The organism is Desulfosporosinus burensis (assembly GCF_054657535.1).
Window position 1 is genome coordinate 76044 of sequence record NZ_BAAHYN010000011.1, and the last position, 18839, is coordinate 94882.

17 protein-coding genes are annotated in these 18839 nt (G+C 43.8%); 1 reads left to right on the plus strand and 16 read right to left on the minus strand.

The window, feature by feature from the left end; translation table 11 throughout:
* Positions 1 to 57: 57 nt before the first annotated feature.
* The 14 genes from ACYQ3Q_RS19135 to ACYQ3Q_RS19200 all read right to left on the minus strand — a co-directional run bounded on the left by ACYQ3Q_RS19135 (position 58) and on the right by ACYQ3Q_RS19200 (position 14853).
* Positions 58 to 606, minus strand: coding sequence for a BMC domain-containing protein (locus ACYQ3Q_RS19135; RefSeq protein ID WP_459929345.1), 549 nt, complete (start codon positions 604 to 606; stop codon positions 58 to 60).
* Positions 603 to 1946, minus strand: coding sequence for a 4Fe-4S dicluster domain-containing protein (locus ACYQ3Q_RS19140; protein WP_459930119.1), 1344 nt, complete (start codon positions 1944 to 1946; stop codon positions 603 to 605). The genes ACYQ3Q_RS19135 and ACYQ3Q_RS19140 overlap by 4 nt, the downstream gene beginning before the upstream one ends.
* A gap of 18 nt (positions 1947 to 1964) precedes the next feature.
* Positions 1965 to 2258: a EutN/CcmL family microcompartment protein gene (locus ACYQ3Q_RS19145; RefSeq protein ID WP_459930120.1), complete on the minus strand. Its 294-nt coding sequence runs from the start codon at positions 2256 to 2258 to the stop codon at positions 1965 to 1967.
* Positions 2255 to 3076: a flavoprotein gene (locus ACYQ3Q_RS19150; RefSeq protein WP_459930121.1), complete on the minus strand. Its 822-nt coding sequence runs from the start codon at positions 3074 to 3076 to the stop codon at positions 2255 to 2257. Before ACYQ3Q_RS19150 ends, ACYQ3Q_RS19145 begins: the two co-directional genes overlap by 4 nt.
* A 2-nt stretch (positions 3077 to 3078) precedes the next feature.
* Positions 3079 to 4512 (minus strand): phosphate propanoyltransferase, encoded by a 1434-nt coding sequence (gene pduL / locus ACYQ3Q_RS19155; RefSeq protein ID WP_459930122.1) that lies wholly within the window; start codon positions 4510 to 4512, stop codon positions 3079 to 3081.
* A 124-nt stretch (positions 4513 to 4636) separates the two neighbouring features.
* Positions 4637 to 4948, minus strand: a complete 312-nt coding sequence (locus ACYQ3Q_RS19160; RefSeq protein ID WP_034145246.1) for a BMC domain-containing protein — start codon at positions 4946 to 4948, stop codon at positions 4637 to 4639.
* A gap of 129 nt (positions 4949 to 5077) precedes the next feature.
* Complete coding sequence (locus ACYQ3Q_RS19165) at positions 5078 to 6580, minus strand: acetaldehyde dehydrogenase (acetylating) (protein WP_459929339.1); 1503 nt, start codon at positions 6578 to 6580, stop codon at positions 5078 to 5080.
* A 22-nt stretch (positions 6581 to 6602) separates the two neighbouring features.
* A complete protein-coding gene (eutL, locus tag ACYQ3Q_RS19170; protein WP_459929338.1) occupies positions 6603 to 7250 on the minus strand; it encodes an ethanolamine utilization microcompartment protein EutL in 648 nt (215 codons plus the stop codon).
* Between the two features lie 47 nt (positions 7251 to 7297).
* Positions 7298 to 7633 (minus strand): BMC domain-containing protein, encoded by a 336-nt coding sequence (locus tag ACYQ3Q_RS19175; RefSeq protein ID WP_034145001.1) that lies wholly within the window; start codon positions 7631 to 7633, stop codon positions 7298 to 7300.
* Between the two features lie 835 nt (positions 7634 to 8468).
* Positions 8469 to 9683, minus strand: coding sequence for an ethanolamine utilization protein EutH (gene eutH / locus ACYQ3Q_RS19180; RefSeq protein ID WP_459930123.1), 1215 nt, complete (start codon positions 9681 to 9683; stop codon positions 8469 to 8471).
* Between the two features lie 392 nt (positions 9684 to 10075).
* Positions 10076 to 10648 (minus strand): ANTAR domain-containing response regulator, encoded by a 573-nt coding sequence (locus ACYQ3Q_RS19185; protein WP_034145243.1) that lies wholly within the window; start codon positions 10646 to 10648, stop codon positions 10076 to 10078.
* Complete coding sequence (locus tag ACYQ3Q_RS19190; RefSeq protein ID WP_459930124.1) at positions 10617 to 11954, minus strand: sensor histidine kinase; 1338 nt, start codon at positions 11952 to 11954, stop codon at positions 10617 to 10619. The genes ACYQ3Q_RS19185 and ACYQ3Q_RS19190 overlap by 32 nt, the downstream gene beginning before the upstream one ends.
* 48 nt (positions 11955 to 12002) lie before the next feature.
* Complete coding sequence (locus ACYQ3Q_RS19195; protein WP_459930125.1) at positions 12003 to 13358, minus strand: APC family permease; 1356 nt, start codon at positions 13356 to 13358, stop codon at positions 12003 to 12005.
* Between the two features lie 34 nt (positions 13359 to 13392).
* Positions 13393 to 14853 carry an amino acid permease gene (locus tag ACYQ3Q_RS19200; protein ID WP_459930126.1) on the minus strand — a complete coding sequence of 487 codons (1461 nt, stop codon included), beginning with the start codon at positions 14851 to 14853 and terminating at the stop codon, positions 13393 to 13395.
* 316 nt (positions 14854 to 15169) lie between these two features.
* Here ACYQ3Q_RS19200 and ACYQ3Q_RS19205 point away from each other — a divergent pair, with 316 nt between their 5' ends.
* Positions 15170 to 16594 (plus strand): sigma-54 interaction domain-containing protein, encoded by a 1425-nt coding sequence (locus ACYQ3Q_RS19205; RefSeq protein WP_459930127.1) that lies wholly within the window; start codon positions 15170 to 15172, stop codon positions 16592 to 16594.
* A 53-nt stretch (positions 16595 to 16647) separates the two neighbouring features.
* Here the strand turns inward: ACYQ3Q_RS19205 and ACYQ3Q_RS19210 are convergent, their stop codons facing one another.
* Positions 16648 to 16848 carry a hypothetical protein gene (locus tag ACYQ3Q_RS19210; protein WP_034145239.1) on the minus strand — a complete coding sequence of 67 codons (201 nt, stop codon included), beginning with the start codon at positions 16846 to 16848 and terminating at the stop codon, positions 16648 to 16650.
* Between the two features lie 166 nt (positions 16849 to 17014).
* Positions 17015 to 18691, minus strand: a complete 1677-nt coding sequence (locus ACYQ3Q_RS19215; RefSeq protein WP_459930128.1) for a sodium:solute symporter family protein — start codon at positions 18689 to 18691, stop codon at positions 17015 to 17017.
* Between the last annotated feature and the right edge of the window lie 148 nt (positions 18692 to 18839).

The window sequence follows — 18839 nt, forward strand, 5'->3', positions numbered from 1 at the left end:
TATCCACTAGTTCATTGCCCTAGTTTCTAACTTCGTGCTTCGCGCCTCGCGTTTCGCCTACACTAGGCTTTCGATGAGTTGCTTCGCGGGTCTTGGGATGACAACTTGACGAATGAGGAGGCCCTTTTCACTGGCTATGGCGCTTCCCTCTTCGACCGCTGCTTTCACGGAGGCGACTTCTCCTGTGAGTACGGTATAGCTTTTGCCCCCGATTCCAAAGGCCAGATGGATCAGCATAGGCTCGACATCTCCTGCTTTTACAGCTGCATCGGCTGCTTCGATTAAGGATGCCACGCTGTACGTCTCGATAATCCCTAGGGCTTTAATATCATATAGCCTGTTGGCGTTGCCGATGGCTGGTAAGATGGACGGATGAACATTGGGGATCACGAAAGAATCCACCACGGTCTCCGCACCTAAGTCGATGCCAGCGTTCACTGATTGCTGGACTCCCGAGACATCTCCACTCACCATGACGATATACTTTCCAGGGCAGATGGTTTTCGCTACCAAAATGGTCACATCGGCTGTTTTGACCATAATATCGGCACATTCGATACCTTGTGCTATGCTTGTTAATTCGACTAGCCCTATGGCATGGATCATTTGGCTGCACCACCTTTCCGTATCGTTATGGTTTGAGGGGTCATCTCTATTACGGTTCCCCCGATGCTAGCGTGGACTTTTGCTCCTAGTGCTCCTGCTGGAATTTCTCCGACGAGTTGTCCAACCTGAACGATGTCTCCAACTTTAACGATGGGGGCTGCGGGTGCTCCAATATGCTGTTGGAGCTTGAGCGTGACTTCCTCTGGTTGATACACGTCTAAGGATAAGGGGGCTTCTTTATACCAGGGCCTTAGTCTCAAGCGATCCATTAATCGCGACGATGGAACTAAGCGATGCTTGGCCATCGGGTCAACCTTCCCGAGTTCCCCTTGATATTTGATGCCTTTGGCTCGAAGCTCTGCTTTCAGGGCCATATTCACTCTCAGCGGTGAGATTCCCACTGGACAAGCATAGGCTTCACATACGCCACACTCTGAGCAGGTTAGGGCGCTGGTGACTAGTAACGGGTCTGCCATGGTTTTATAATTGACCGCTCGAATCAGGCGATGGGGAGAGAGTTCGTGACCGATGATATGCCTTGGGCAGAGCTCAGTACAGAAACTGCACTGTTCGCAGACGGTTTTAGCGATTCTTAAGATCGTTTCAGCGGTCATGCTTTTTCGTTTAATGAGTGGATGGTCCTTAGGAAGGCCGATCAATCCGCCAGTGGTTTTGGTCACGGGGCTCGAGAGGTCGGTGATCAACGTCCCCATCATGGGTCCTCCGCTAAGATACGTGAGGTCCTGGTCGATGCCACCGGCTAGTTCGAGTACGTCGCGCAGGGAGGTTCCGATCGGGACGGTGACGGTCTTCGGTACTTTGACGGCCCCTGTGACGGTGAGTGTCCTTGTGGTCACGGGGATTCCAACAACGGCTCTTGCTACATTGATCAGGGTTTGGACGTTATTAACGACAACTCCGATGTTTAAGGGTATCCCACCTGGTAGGACTCGCCTTCCCGTCGTTAGCCAGATGGTGATGACTTCGTCTCCGGCAGGATAGATATCCGGCATAATGGCGATCTCTAGGTTATCCGTGTTCATAATATAGGGCCCTAAGGCTGCTATCGCGTCCTTATATTTAGCTTTTAAAGCGATGATTCCTTTTGGGGCACCGGTCGCCTTCATGGCTAGAGTTAAGCCTTTAACAAGAAGCTCTGGATAGCGTGCTGCCAATTGTTGGTCGGTTTTTAGTAAGGGCTCACATTCTGCTGCGTTGACGATGACGAGCTCGGCCTTTGCTGAGAGTTTGACGTGCGTCGGAAAACCTGCACCACCAGCGCCGACTACCCCAGCTTCTCGAACCTTCGCACTGATCTCTTTATTATTTATCTCGCTCATTTTTTCACCCACTTAAGCTCACGCTTCAAAGGTTTCTTTATCGATGATGCCTACGATGGTGGCATCGATCGGGATACTATTATTGGCCAGACCCTGCCTAGCTGAGGAACCGCTGGTTACCATGACAATCTCGTCTTCTCCGGCTCCAATTTGGTCTGCTGCAATCAGGGAATTCCCGAATTCCTGGAGTTTTGGTGTTCCATCCTCGTTATAGGTGAGGGTGACTGGTTGGACGACGAGAAACTTCAGGCCACGTAAGGAATCTTCTTTACGGGTCGACCATACATTTCCTATGACTCGAGCTAAGATCATCCTTTTCCCTCCTCCTTCTCGATACACAGCTCAATTCGGCGCAGCTTTAAGGTGTCTCGGGCGAGAGGGGAGATGACGGTCCCTTGCTTCACGAGAACTCTCGATTCCTCTGGAAATCCATAGGCCTGCTTGTCCCCTAGGAACTTTTTTAGAAAGTGGATTTCGTTGGGTGTGAAGGAACGCTCCGCATAGGAAGCCGTTTTCTTCTGTTCGTAGATCACGGGTATCTGTTGATCATGATTTGGTGGGTATTGTTGCGCAAGTTTTTGAGCAAATGTGCATTCTTCTAGGGTAGCACATACCATAACTCCGAATGATTGTAGCTTCTGAATATACCCTTCATAAAGTTCTTTATAAGCCAGAGGGGTTTTGGCAGTCAAGCCAAGATAATCCGTCACTAATTCAATGGAGTTCCCTTCAGTTATCCCACGTCCAAGCATCTCACAGATGGGGTTATCTCGTATCCCTAAGGCAGCTTTTGCCAAGGTATTCGGGGAACACGTGGGGAGGATTAGTTTTTGCCAGTCTGACTTACTCAAAGCGTCTTGAGCCGTAATCCAAGTCATGCCAAGGGGGAGTTCTGGATTTGCTGTATAGACCTGGTCACTAGGTAGAACGCTGAGCGTGTAGGTGGCTCCCCAGCGTTGTTGCACCTTGGTTAAGACGCCTGGGAAATCTGGGACATAGTTTAAAAGGACTAAAGCTTGGGACTTAACCGTCTTATCTCCTGCTGGGCTGACCTTGCCTTGTAATAGCCCTTGTAAAGCAGGGTCAGATAGAATGCGTCGCACGATTTGGTTAATTAGTTCTTCATTCATGGTCATACCTCCATGAGTTTCCCCTGGCTCGAAGGATCGAGGAGGGCCGCATTGGCCTCATCGAGATCCAGGTGCATCTCTTTACGGTATTGGTCACTGACTCTGATCAACACATCTTCATAGACCATCGGACGTCGACTTTCGACTTTTACGCACACTCGGTCTCCATCCTTTAGTGACCACTCTTTAGCATCATCGGTGTGGAGGTGAATATGCCTGCTGGCTACCATGACGCCTGCTTCAAGCTCGACTTTACCGACTGGACCAACAATCTGAAGACCAGGGGTTCCTTCATGTTGCCCAGAATCTCGGATGACGGGCTTGATTCCCAATTTAAAACAATCCGTGACGCTGATTTCTGCTTGCGTGTTTTTTCTTACAGGACCTAATACTCGTACCTTCTCCAGCCTTCCTTTGGGTCCAACTAAGTTGACGGTTTCTTGAGCTGCGAACTGTCCGGGTTGGGAGAGTTTTTTTTGAACGGTTAAACTATAGTTTTCACCAAAGAGGCTCTCTAAGTCGGTCTGGGAAAGGTGGATATGGCGATTCGAGGTTCCTAAAGGGACTTTTTTTACTTCATGCTGTGGATTTATTCGTCCCCGCACTTCACAGGCCAGAATATAGAAGGCACTGGATAGCCGGTTTAAGGCCTGGATCAGATCCGTTCGGCTACATGTCCCAGTTTCGTCGGTGAAGGCTCGATTGGCGTAAAGTTCAACTTCTCGTGACTTAGCTCTTAAATGGTGAAGTTTTGATACTATAGCTCCATGAGTATAGCTCAGCGGGGTATGATCGATCCCAAAATATTTTTTGGGATGATGGGATCGGTCCCGCAGTTCTTCTAGCGTCAGCCCGATTAACGTGGTCCATTGAAAGGGCTCTTGCTTTACTTCACTGACCATGAGTTGTCGGCAAAAGACGGAGATTTCTTCTAGTTTTAGAATAAGTCCGTCTTCTCCTTCGCGTTGAAAGTAGCTTTGGGCTTCAACGAGTTCACATTGAAAGAGGTCCAGTTGTCCTCGATAGGCAATCACCGGATGTGTCTTGGTGACTAAGGCTCCTGTGCGCAAATGGGTCATGTGTTCGGGTTTAACTCCTGAAGGAATATTGGTATTGGTATTAGTATTAGTATTAGTATTAGTATTAGTATTAGTATTAGTATTAGTATGGGTATGGGTATTAGTCTTAGCTTGTGTTTCCAAAAGGGTATTCGATTCGAAGGATTTGGGGTTATATCTTCCCATGCTTTGAGTTGCAGTGGAAAAGATACTCCTGTTGAGGTCCTGAAGCCCATTTCCTTCGATTTGGACCTCGATTCCCTTCGAGCGAATAAAATCCCTTGCCGATGGGGTTATCACACTTCCAGGCGGTAATATCATCAGTTTATCCTTGGTTTTGTGCCAATTGGCTCTTAGTTCATACTCTGTGACGATCAAGTCCTCACCCCATTACAGAAATCAGAGGTCTGAAGCCAGAGGTCAGAGTCGACCGACTTCAAATATTAACGATCTGACTTCCCGTTTACCTTTTTTCAAGTCGCCTACTTCAATGAGTGTTTCTTTATTTTTCTCCATAGCCTTTGTTATCGCCGACGGGTAGTATGAACTCAACGTCTTGGTGGGGACGCGGGATGACGTGGACGCTGAGCAGGGCTCCCACTCGTTGGGCAGCTGAGGCTCCTGCATCGACGGCCGCTTTCACCGCTCCGACATCTCCTCGTACCATAACTGAGACCAGTCCACCGGAGACGTGTTCTTTTCCGCATAAGGTGACATTCGCTGCTTTTAACATTTGGTCGGCTGCCTCGATCGCTGGGATTAATCCTTTAGTTTCTATCATTCCGAGTGCTATTACACTTCGATCTTGTGCCATTTTGTTCCCTCCTGTATTCGAGGCTCGAGGTTCGATGCTCGAGGCTCGATATTAATTAATTTTAAGTGTAAAATCGAGGATCTATGAAGCAATGCTTGAGGTTCAATCTTAATCAATCACGGTTTTACCCTAGCATTTCATGCCGTTTAAATGCTGCAGGACTTGGTTGATGATTTCTTGCACCAACTGAGCATCGACTTGCGGCGTTTGTACTTGGTTTTGGTTCTGGGCTCTCTCACTGCTTCCCTTGGTTTTCATAGGTTCAACGGGTTTGCGTTCGGGTATGCCCAGATGCCAGGCGACTCGTTTGATGTTGAGGAGGTGCTGGGGGGTGACGTTTTCTGAAACGCTGGAGCCTGCCCAAGTTCCGCAACCCAGAGTGAACGAGGGAGCTAGGCCGGTGGTGGCTCCGACGCCTCCCATAGCGGCTGGGGTATTAACGAGGATTCGGTTGACGGGTTTCTTGAGCGCAAACTCTCGGATCACTTCTTCATTATTGCAATGGATGGCCAGGCTATGACCCACTCCACCCGCTTCTAAGAGTTGAAAGCAGCGTTCGCACCCTTCATGCCAATCGGCGACTCGGTAAAAGCCTAAGACCGTGGTGAGTTTTTCGTACGATAAGGGCCATTGTGGGCCGACGCCGGTTAAGGGGGCGACTAAGCATCGAGTTCGCTCGGGGATACTGATGCCTGCCATTTGGGCGACGAATTTTGGGTCTTTTCCGACAACTTTGGGGTTGACCCCTCCATTGGAGAGCATAACGACTTTGGAGACTTTGGTGACCTCTTCAGGGTCGAGGAAGTGCGCACCAAAGCGTTTGAGGTGGTTAATGAGTTCGTCGGCGATGCACTCTTCGGCGACGATGGCTTGTTCCGAGGCACAGATGGTTCCGTTGTCAAAGGTTTTTCCCATCACGATGTATTCGGCGGCTTTGGCCAAGTCGGCACTGCGTTCTACGAAGGCTGGTACGTTGCCAGGGCCCACGCCGAGGGCAGGTTTTCCGCTGCTATAGGCTGCTTTGACTAAGGCGCTTCCACCGGTGGCTAGAATCATGGCGATGCTGGGGTGTTTCATGAGTTCGTTCGTGGCTCCCATGGAGACGTTCAGGATGCAGCCGATCACGCCTTCAGGTGCTCCCGCAGCCACAGCCGCTTGGTGCATGATTTTCGCAGCTTCATTCGTACAGCGTACAGCGCTGGGATGCGGGGAAAACACGATCGCATTGCGAGCTTTGAGGGCGATCATGGCTTTGTAGATCACGGTTGAGGTGGGGTTCGTCGTGGGGATGATCCCTGCGATGACGCCCACAGGTTCGGCGATTTCCCAGAGTTTTTGTTCGCGGTCTTCTCGGATGATTCCCACGGTTTTCATGGGTTTTATAAAATCGTACAGGGTTCGGGAAGCAAAGTAGTTTTTAAAGCATTTGTCTTCGTAGTTTCCCATGCCCGTTTCAGAGACAGCCATCATGGCTAACCTCGCTGCATTGGCTTCACCAGCTTCACGCATCAGGTCGATAATGTGATCGACTTGTTCTTGCGTGAAGTCTTTGAGGGCTTCTTGGGCTTTGCGCGCAGCTCGCACTAAATTTCGGGCTTCTTGTAAGGAACATAGGTCTCGATCGAGTTCCATTACGAGCGGCACCTCCCTTTTGCTAAAATTTCAGGCCGTTTTCACAGACGTCGATGACCGCTCTCTGGAAGGCATCACAGGCGGATTTGCAAGCGCTTTGCGAGCCGGTTAAGAGCCCGCCACCAAAGTTGGTTTCGGTCGGTGGGCCGTAAAAGGCTTTCATGGTGACTTCCGCGGCTTTTAAGGCGGCGTCTAAGCCGTACATGGCTTCAATCGGCGGCGCGATCAGGTAGGATAGCGCTTCGCCTTCTGGAATTCCTGCCAGTTTGGAGAGGTAGCTTCCAGTTCGAGAGACAGTGTGTGGGAAAAATGCGGTTTTCCCTCCGTCACAGGTGTAGAACCAGCATTCGTTTTCGAGGTGGTCGATGCAGGCATCGATTCCGGCTCGCACTTCGGCTGGGTTCGGCCCGGCTAAGATTCCGATGATTTCTCCGGATAAGGGTCCTGAGGCTCGTGCCGCTCCACAATAGAAGCTTTTGGCATAGACGACTTCGACTTCGGCTTTTTTGGTGGCTTCGTCTAAGGCGACGTAGGTCGAATCATCGATGTCGGCAGTGATCATACCGATGGAACGCTGATAGCCCGTGAGGCCCAATTTCTCGGCGAGATCTGGGGCGACATTGGGGATTAATCTGACGGCTAATACTTTTGGCTTAAGGGGCTCTATCATGGTAACCCTCCCTATTAATGCCGGACGTTTATTTTAGTTCCGACGATTTATTTGGTGTTCTCGACGTTTTTAGTTTTTGGCTTTTCTTCGATAACTGGTAATTTAGGTAGGATGGCTTCAAGTTCCGGATGCGGGCGCGGGATCACGTGACAGCTGACGAGTTCTCCGACTCTCTCGGCTGCGGCGGCTCCGGCATCAACCGAGGCTTTTACGGCTCCGACATCTCCTCGGACCATGACCGTGACTAAGGCGCCTCCTACTTTTACTTTCCCGATTAGGGTGACATTCGCTGCTTTGACCATGGCATCGGCCGCTTCGATGGCTCCTACGATTCCACGGGTTTCTACCATTCCTAGTGCTACGAGATCTGCTCTTATAGCCATTTGTGTTTTTCCCCCTTCATTACATCAATTATCACTTGGAATACATCGTTTCTACTCAGCGACCTAATTTAGTGATTGCTCTAGTTTAAAGCTATAACTCATAAGCCGTTGTGTCAACGGCTGTATTCCCTACAATTAAGATTTTTAAAAATTGTCCTAGGATGCTAGTCTTTTATTACTAATAAAAGCAGCTGTAGAACAGTCCTCTCTCACTAACCTTCGCAACTTAAATATTAATGCAAAAACTGTGCCACTTAAAGAAAACTTGGCTGGCGCCAAGCCTTGGCGAAGGCGGCCGCCTTAGTTGCACTTATGCTTACCCGAAATTTATACTTTCTGATAGTAAAATAAAAACTCCAAACCTTTGATGCCTGCCAATTAAACTATAACACGATATTGAAGTAAGAACCCATACCCTTGTACAAGTCCTTTATTAAACCAAAAATATCAAGCAAGAACATCAATACAAGGCTGCTACGCCTAAGTCATTTATGACTTCGATGAACCATATTTCACTCATTTATACGTGCTCCGCACTATACATTTAGCGCAGAGCACGTTCCTTCATTTCTAGTTTTTTTATCAATTCCGAGCCACCCACCTTTAATAAGTGGGTGTTTTATATTCTTCTTCGGTGGGTAGAGTCCTCCTTCGCCGTCAAAGTATTCCTTTTGGAATTAGGCGGCTCGGCGAAACCAATCCTCAGCGCGATAGTATTCGTTAAGGGCCGTGCGCTTCGGCGATACTCTCCACCGGAGACTATCGTTACGGAAAGCTTTCATCACCGAAGTCTCGATGTTCAGCTTTAGCTGAACGAGTTCACTCTGCCTGGCAATTATTTTTGTGATTCGGCAAGTTTATCTTCTATTTCCAATTTAATCGCTTGCGGTACCGAGAGCCAGATGGCCAATCCCACGGCAATCAACCCGGCGCTGAGTTTACCGATCATCACCGGTAGGATCATCGTCGGCTGAAAGTTTGCTGTGAAAGCCAAGTGATCCCCAAATAGGAAAGCGGAGCAGACAGCAAAAGCAATACATTTCACTTTATCAGCAGCCGGCATATCTTTGATGATCCTGAATAAAGCCAGAATGTTGGCGGCTGCGGCAAGAATCCCAGCGCTACCAATAGAACTGAAACCAAATTTACTGCCGATAGCTTCCAATGGCTTAGCTAAATACTTTTTAATTAAATACACCATGGGAAATGCTCCGGCTAACATAATCCCAATGTAGCCCGCTATCTCTAAAGCACGGAACTGGTCATCCGCATCGGCGATAATAGGGTCGAATCCCCAGACGCCTAAAACGCTAGAGAAAGCACCTGTGAAATATTCGACGATGGAAAAAACGAGAACCAGTTTAATCCCAGTATCCATCGATTTGCCGAAGAACATGAACCCTTTGATCATTTTCTCTGGAATAAGTTTCAATCCGATAGCAATAGCCCCGCAAATAACAATCAGCGGCACTAGATTAGCAAAAATGGTTCCGAAGCTTAAAGCAAGTTGATAAGTGGATTCGCCATCTGTGGTGATGATATCACGAACTTTGGCATTGCTTAGAGCCAGAATAGTACTGGTGATAAATACACCGATGGGCACTGTGAGAATCCCGGACATCACCCCAAGCGCCATATATTTATGATCTTTTTTCTCCAACATAGCCAAGCCGACAGGGATACTGAAAACGATGGTCGCACCCGCCATGTAGCCAGTGATCATTGCCATGATCCAGCTTTCACGAGTAGTCGCCAATACGTCCGCCAACTGATAGCCGCCCATGTCAACCGCAATAAAAGTTGTAGCAGCGATGGCGGGATCTGCGCCAACGGCGCCAAAAAGAGGACCAAATACAGTTTCCACAAAAAGCGCCAGATATGGAACGGACGCCATAATGCCGGCTACCGGAACAAAAATTGGTCCGATAGAATATAAACCTTCCAGAAATTCTTTCCCTAAAGCCGATTCTTCTTTAAGGATGGAAGCTAAAGCCCCTGCCACCGCGCAGGCCATGATGATGTAAAGAATATAATTTCCAAATTGCGCCATGATAAACCTCCTCAAATTTTTCTCTTTTTTGTCCCTTAACCTGTACTACCCTCCTTCAGTGTAATATCTAAAATCTGCGTCTAAACTATTTGCGCAAATCTTTTACCCTTATAAATAAAAAAAATCCTCATAATCCGGTCAAGTATTTGACCGGATTATGAGGATTTCAGCACCCTCGTCAGGAACGACATTATTCCTGATAACTATACAATTTTCCGCTTTGACTATCCACTGTTTACCATTGAATTATTAGTTTATTCACAATGAGTTTGAAATTGAACACAATATAGCACACTTTTTAACAAGTGTCAATCACCAAACGAAGAGCCCGACTGAAGCAGCTTCGCACATTTTTCGCACGCAGGTAATCCTAATAATGGTTTTTCTAATCATTATGATAAGCTCAGAATAATTGCCTTTGCTACATTTTTCATAGATTTATTCTGTTCCATGCTTATTTGTCTAATTTTTTTGAATGCTTTTTCCTCACTTAATAAATATTTTTTCTCCAAAAGTCCTTTAGCTCGTTCAATCAGTTTCCTAGTTTCTAAGGCATCCTGAAGGCTCAAATTCTCATCTCTTAAGACGTTGAATTCCTCAGCTCTTTTTAAGGCAATTTTACAGGCGGCAATCAAACAGTTCTTGGTAACAGGTTTGATCAAATAAGCCAATACCCCAGCAGCTCCGGCTTGGTTAATAAATTCGTCACTACTGTAGGCTGTTAGAAGTAGTACCGGAGCTATTCGCTCCTGGCTAAGTATTTTGGCAGCCTCAATTCCATTCATCACTGGCATTTTGATATCCAAGATCACCAAATCCGGCTTAAGTACTTTGGCTAGGTTAACTGCACTTACTCCGTCCTCACATTCACCTATTACTATAAACCCTTCTTCAGTAAGTATTTCTTTTATATCTAATAAAGTAATAGGTTCATCATCTGCCAGTACGATCCTTAATTGTTTCATCTCTCTCACCCTCCTCATGGTACGAACTAGGGAACCTCAAGCAAGCTTTAGTTCCGTAGCGATAGCTTTCTAAAGAAAACTCCCCCTTCAACTTACGTCGAATAATACTGTCAACTATCTGCGTACCAAGTTGGCCTCCATTTTGAACTTTGTCAGAAGATATCCCAATCCCATTATCCTCAACAGTAATGATTACTTCGTCCTTTCCTCCTCTCACTGCTATCCGGATGTTACCCTCGGAACGAGTGATGAAAGCATGTTCCACTGCGTTTTGAATCAATTCTGTGATGCAAAGAGAAACATTGCTGGCTACGGTAGCGGGAAGGAATACCTCGGTCCCGGATATTTCACCCGTTATATTTTGATTTGAATCTACCATATTCGATAATACTGTTTGTAAGATATTATAACTAGTTTGTTTAATATTGACTACTTCAAAGTTTTGTTTTGAAAGGGCTTCGTGGATTAGTGCGATGCTTAAAATACGATTAATACTTTGGTTCAGGATTTTTTCCACAACTTTCGAGTTCGTTCTTCTCATTTGCAAACGCAGTAAACTGGTAATGGTTTGAAGATTGTTCTTTACACGATGATGAATCTCTTTGATTACAGTATGTTTTTCCATGAGTTCCTTTTCTATTCTTTTCACAGAGCTTCGGTCTGAAAGAATCATCTGTGCCCCCAAGAATTTCTCCCCAGCAAAAAGAGGAATAATTATCAAAATAATATCGAATTGTTCAATAGATAGGTTAAGTGCCAGGAAAACTGGTTGATTAATGTATTTGGCAATGTCTCTTTTGCTAAAGCCCATTGCTACAACAAGTTCGCTAAGAGATAAATCTCGAAAACCCAGCCTAAATAAAATGCAGTCGGCTGTGTAATTGGTAGACACTATCTCTCCTTTAGAGTTTATGATTAAAAATCCATCGGGAACTAAATCATTCACTGGAGAATATGAATAAGGCCTCCCTGTATAAAACTGCTTTATATCCTCAAAATAATTCTCCGCTAGAACTTTTTTCCCCTCAATGGTTACATTTCCTATCTTATTATTTTCTAGATAGATAGGAATTGTTTTTTTATCCTCTTCACTCCACTCATTATCCGCAAATATTTCTCCAGAAAAATTTTCATTCTCATTATCAACTAAAATAACTTCCCCTTTATCTTTACTGAAAATAGCAATTTCAGTGCGAACATACAGATAAGATCTATGTAATTTCACGTGTTCGGTTATTTTTTCCAAAGCAATAATTTGATCAAATTTAAGCTCGTTATGAATCAAGGAATTCTCTTTAATATGCATTTCAGCACACACCTTTCATCGTAAACAATGGCGGTAAATATCACAAAGTTAAAACCACAAAAGCCTTTCTGTTTTCACGAAAGAGAGAAAAATAATAAATCCCACAATGAAAAGAGCCCAAAAGAAACTTATTAGACGGATACTAGTCCCAAACTTACCAAGATAAAAAGATCCGTAGTTTTCTTCGATTTTTTGATAGCCCCAAATTGCGGCCCCCAGCGTTATGACATAAGACAAATACATTCCCATAGTACTGAGTGAAGTAATAAAATATAAATTCCGGGTCAAAAGGCTTAATAAAAAGGTCAGTGTTGCCGCTAAAAACACGCTATAAATTGGAGTATCATATCTAGAAGAAACACGCCTCCAGAGTTTTGATAATGGTAACCCATCATCCCGAGAAAAAGAGTAAAGAATTCGTATTAATACTGTTTGTGAAGAAAGTCCCGCTGCAAACTGAGCCATCAGTATGAAACCCATAATAAACTTATATATGGTAGGGCCTGTTGTCTGTCTGATTACATAAAGTGATAACGGCATTTTAGGATCAACTGGCTGGTTTAAATCTGGCAAAGCTAAATTAAGACTAATCAACAGGATCATACCAAGAAATGCAGAAACCACTACAGCATAAAACATTCCCCAGGGTACAACCTTAGAGGGATTAATACTTTCTTCTGAAACACTAGCTGCAGCATCAAAAGCCATAAGAGTCCATGCGGACATGAGAAGCGGTTGAGCGAATTGGGCAACTAAACTCCCATCTAGTTTTTCTCTGATGAGAAAAGCGTTAGTAGCCGAATTCCTTTGGCCAAATATTAATAATAAACTTACTAGGATTACCACTCCAATTATATGAACATTGACACTGAAATCATTGAACCAGGTTACAATACGAATGCCATATATATTTATTAAACTGTGCAACAAAATAATTATTCCGGTCATCCCCATTATTATCCATGGATTCTTGTAATCCAAATCCAAATAATAACTTAGAAATATCCCCATTCCGAATTCTATCCCAGCGGTACAGGCAATCCATCCGATGATAGAAAAATAGCCACAAAAGTTACCTATACTTCGGTTATTACTAAGCAGCTCTGTCCATTTATACACTCCTCCTGCCAAGGGGTAAATCGATGCGATTTCGCCGAGTGCTAACGCCAAGATTATCTGAAAAAAACAGACCACACCCCACGTCCAAATATTCCAATTTCCTGCTAATTGTTGCCCGTCGCCATAGAGAAACAATAAGCCACTTAAAATTGAAATTACCGAAAAAGTGATAGCAAAATTAGAAAATCCACCTATCGTACGGTAAAGTTCCTGAGCATATCCTAATCGGTTTAAATCACAAATATCCTTTTCAATTTGACTTTCAAATTGGTTCTTTGCTTCCATTTTTTTACTCCTTAAATACCGAGGAAAACTAAATCTATTTAAGAAAACGTATACGGTTTCTTCTCATTTTTAATGCGGCTGCCGCTTCTTCGGGTGCCTCTTGCCGAATACTCTTAAGACTCCATTTAAAATAATAGAAATTGATAATAATCAAAGCAAAAACTATTATTCTCCAATTCCCAAATAAATAATTATAAATTAAGCTAAATAAAATACCTGTCAATATGACGACAATCATATATAACAGGAAGGAATAATAAACCCGTCTATACGAATAAAAAAACTCCGGCTCTGAATTACGAATTTTGATAAAAGAAATTATAACCAGCAAATGTACACAAACAGCTGAACTGAATGCCGAAACTATTAGAAATTTGATCGGAACCATGTAGGACAGGCCTAAACTAATTGCTCCAGGAACAAGAATTGCATAATAATAAGTCTTCCTTGTGGAATGGAGCTTACTTAAAAAGGATGGGAAATATCCTCCTCTTGATAACGCATAAACTTGTCTGGAATAACCGTTTATAAACCCTTGCAGCGCGGCTATAAATCCGACTGAACCCAAAACTGTGAAGGTGCTTAACAGGACTAGATCCTCGCTTTGAACATGTTCTAGTGTAAATAGCAATGGAAATTCGCTGGCGTCTAAAAGCTGCCAATCAACCGACCCCACGGTAAAATACCAGATACTAAAACTAATTAGCACTGCCGTCAAAAGCCCAATGTACAGCCCCCTAGGCATACTCCGTTCAGGGAATCTGACTTCCTCTGCCGTCATTGTTATAGTTTCCAAGCCTAAAAAAAATAATGACACAAATGGAAGTGCTTTTAATATTCCTTGCCACCCAAAAGAGGAAGGTGCTGCTATTAAAAGATTAGTACTTTGTACAGTTTCGTAAGTTCCCAGGAAGAAAATAACAAGTACACCTAGCGCACAGCAAGTAATGCAGTAATGAACAAATGTCATAAGACTAGCACTGAATAGTTGCAAATTAACTAAGAGTAAGATAAATATGCTTATACACAACAAGGTGGCATACTCACTGTTAAAAAACGTTAGATAGTTTCTGAACGCTGCCAGAACAACCGCGGTACCAACAATAAATTCGAAACAAGTTAGAACCCCGGCCCAATAGGCCCCGAAAGACCCTAACCCTTGTCTAACGTACGCATAGGGCCCCCCGATGTATGGAAAAAGTACGGATAATTTTGCTGTAATCAAAAAGAATACTAAATAGCAAAAAGAAAGAATAATCAAGGCTACTAGCATACCCAGCGGCCCTGCTTCGCCCAAGCCCCAATTCCATCCAATAAACGGACCGGCCATGGTGGTACCTATACCCAGTACCCATAACGATTTTGTATCTAAATTTTTCTTTAAGTATTGGTTCCGCAAAAATTCCTCTGCAATACGATTAGTAATCAATATGTCCTGCGCATCAGATATCATATCATTTGAGAAAATGAGTGGACTTTCCTTATTTTGGAGCATTTTGACCTGACCTCCACTATAACTAATCCCTTTTGTCTACCTATATGTTGCCTTAGGAATATTCCACTGTCAATAGTGGGTGGCAATACTCCCCCACCGAAGACTCGATGTTCAACTTTAGTTGAACGAGTTCACTGATAGCCCATAATATGATAAAATAATTACCTATCCAAATAGGTGAAAATTAAGAGGTTTTTCACGTATTTAGTCGAAAATAATATTAAGTTATAAATGATTCACATTGAAAAAATCTGCCTAAAGATTAGGTTGCATAAACTAATATAATAAACACACTGATTATAGGGGGTAAAGCAGGATGAGTACCGAACTAGAAGAGTTGGATTTTTACATGCTGAAAAAAATTCTAGACAATTCTCACGACGAGATCTACGTTACAAATGCCAATGGAATTGTCATTTACGTGAATAATGCCTGCGAGAAACACTACGGTGTAACGTCCTCCGAAATCATTGGTAAAAAATCCAGAGAAATTTCAGAAAAAAAATATTGGGGTCCTCGAGTGAGCCCCATTGCCATCGATAAAAAAATGAGCATTACCCTCGAGCAAAAAACATGTACGGGTAAAACATTGCTCACGACAGCCACTCCAATCTTCGACTCAGATGGTAACATTGAAATGATCATTGAAAATTCCAGAGACGTGACTGAGTCAGAAGGAATTAAACACGAATTAGATAAAAGCATTCAGTTACTAAAACGATATGAAAAGGAAGTTGCTGTTCTTCGCGAGAAAGAAACTAAGATCCCTGAGTTTGTATGCAAAAGTTCAAAAATGGAATCCCTTCTGACACTAGTCCGACGAATCGCTGCTGTGAATTCAACGGTTCTACTGCTTGGAGAATCGGGTTCTGGTAAAGGACATATGGCTAAATATATTCACAATAACAGCCCAAACAAAAACGGCCCATTTATTACTGTAAACTGCGCTTCAATTCCATCCGAACTCATGGAAGCCGAAATGTTCGGCTATTCCAAAGGAGCCTTTACTGGGGCCAATATTAAGGGAAATATCGGTTTAATCGAATTGGCTAATGACGGTACCCTCTTCCTAGATGAAATCGCTGAACTTTCCCCTCGTATGCAAGCAAAACTTCTGCAAGTACTCCATGAAAATCAATACTTCAAAGTAGGAGGCCGCGAGATTCAACATGTCAATTGCAGAGTAATAGCGGCAACGAATCGCAACTTGCAAACCATGATCGCGAATGGAGATTTTAGAGAAGATTTATATTACCGTTTAAATATATTCGAGCTGGTACTTCCCCCCTTAAGAGAACGGAAAGAAGAGATTATTCCTTTAGCCCAAGAAATACTGGCAAAATTTAATCAAAAATATAAACTAGACCACGAATTCAGCGAGAGATGTTACGATATATTTGTTGAATACCCATGGCCAGGCAACGTTCGAGAACTGGAAAATATTATTGAACGCTTAACCGTCATCACCCAGGCTAAGGTTATTGATGAATATGATTTGCCTAAATCCTTTCACGCTTCAATAAATCATCCGATGGACCAGATGCCCTCCTTCACAGGCAAACCGCTTTCTCTTGAAGATGCTTTATGTGATGTGGAAAAAAACCTCATCTTACAAGCCTATAAAGAGTTGGGAAGTTCCTATGAAGTCGCCAAATCCCTGGATATTAGTCAAAGCAAAGCCAGTCGTTTGATACGGAAGTATTTTCCTTCTGAGGAAAATGACCTTAAAACGACGGATTGATTCTAAATTCTAAACTGAAAATAAGATTTCATATCAATATTGAACACACACACTTAATTAACAAAAAAAGCAATATAACCTAAGGCTATCGCGCAGACTAGGCCAATAATATTTTCGACAAAAAAAAGTTTATTAAGATTTCCTGAGAATTCTGGTCTAATCTTCTTTTTCAGATACAAGGTAATCACCATTGCTCCCATATTAAGGACGAATAAGGGAATAAGTACAAATCTCGAAAAATCAGCTGTCAGCATTTTTTGAAACTCCTCTCAAGATAGAGTTAATGAATTGTTAGCATTTAAAAAATTATATCGATTTAGGCAACGTATTACAACTTAATTAATATTGTAAAATGGCTAAGGAATGATTCCTTAGCCATTTTTATCTATATCCAAATCTTAATCCTAAATCGTTGGTAGTTTACTGGTGCATCCCTGCAAAGAATTCTTCATTGTTATCAATAGGCTTATCCGAGATAGCAGCAAGCAGTTCCTTGGACGGCGGTGGGGATGCGTAAGTACCAATTAATACACCAGCTATACCGCAAACCAAACCGACGACGCAGTAACCCAAGTAGGAGTTAGCCATTGCTCCGGCACCGAATATCCAGTCCCAAACTGGCGTGTTATAAGAGAATTCCCATACTTTGTATTCCAGAATGAAGAAGGTAAAGGTTCCTATGGTGCCGAATAATCCACCTAACATTACACCTAAAAGTGTAGCACGCTTCCACCATAATACATAAAGCATCACGGAGACACCGGCAGTAAGCAACCCTGACGACAAGAAGTAGGCATCATTGAGAGTCGCTCCCACGACTGGGCTGTTATAGAGTAAGGCTAGAAGAATATTGAGTACAATCATGAACACGGTAACCAAGCGTGACCATTTAACAATCTTAGCATCAGACCAGTTCCTCTTTTTGTATACCAGAGGTTGCAAAACATCATACGATAAGTTCATAGCCGTAATATTGCTGTAATTGGCTACCGTAGACATCGTATGAGCTGACAATAAGAAAATCAGCAGGCCTTTCAACAAAGGAGGCATATAGTTATTAATGTACGCAGAAATTATGTTATAAGCACCTTTATCCCCCAGAACAGCAGCAGCAGCAACGACGCCGTCTGTAGTCTCAGGCGGGAACACGATTAGACCCAAAAGACCAATTATTGCGGCGGGTATAACGATAATAAAGGTATTGAAAGCGATGCTGTATATTCCACCTCGACGAGCTTCGCGTGTACTTCTGGCAGCTTGCGCTTTAAGCCAGAAATCTTCTGCGGCCGCCCAGCCCGGTACCAGTCCAAGCATGACAATCAAGGGGAATGATAATGAAACATAGGCGAAAAAGCTGGTTGAATTCTTAGCCGCGTCAACCGGATAGGCAAGACTGTTAACGACAGGCTGAGCTTGCAGCATACCCCAAACCGTGGTACCTTGAGCAGTTGCAATGCCATTTGCAGTTAAGTAGATCGCAACTGCAGTGACAATCAAAATAATTGCACCCATGAAGAATTGAACTACATTGGCATTGATGACTGACCTGAAACCACCCATCCACATATACATGGCAATTGGAATTGCATAGATAATAATCATTGCCTCGATTGATATTCCCAGAGCCGGAGCCATGATTAATGATGCAGCATAAAGTTCAGCAGCCGACCAGATAGTATAAGAAAAGATATTAATGGGAGCAGACAGGATCCTCGCTGGCAATCCGAAACGCTTTTCCAGCATCTGGCATTGAGATATAGCCTTAATCCTTCTTAATGGACGAGCCATTAAAAATTGCCAAATGTTTGAGAGAAACCATGGTATTGCCACGACCCATAATCCGGATAATCCCAGATCGTAGGTGGCCCACGTCATCCAGGTGATCATACCTATGAGCATCCAACCGGAAGCAACAGACATACCCACCATATAGGCTGGTTGACTACGACCTGTGATCCAATAATCATTATGCTCTTCTTCCGCGCTAGCAGTAGATTTCTGCTTTTTATAGGCATTCAGACCTACGGCGATCAGAAATACAATGTAGGCAATAAAAACTAACCAGTACCACAATGGACTTACATCAGCATAACCCATTCATTGTCACTCCTTCGATATTGAATTACAATTGAATCGCTTATTTAACCTATTCAATTTTGATTAAACTCTCACCTTCCATCTTTAGCAAAATAATCTACTCAATACTCTGGAAATATTATTGAATAGTCAAAAAAATACCGGCTTG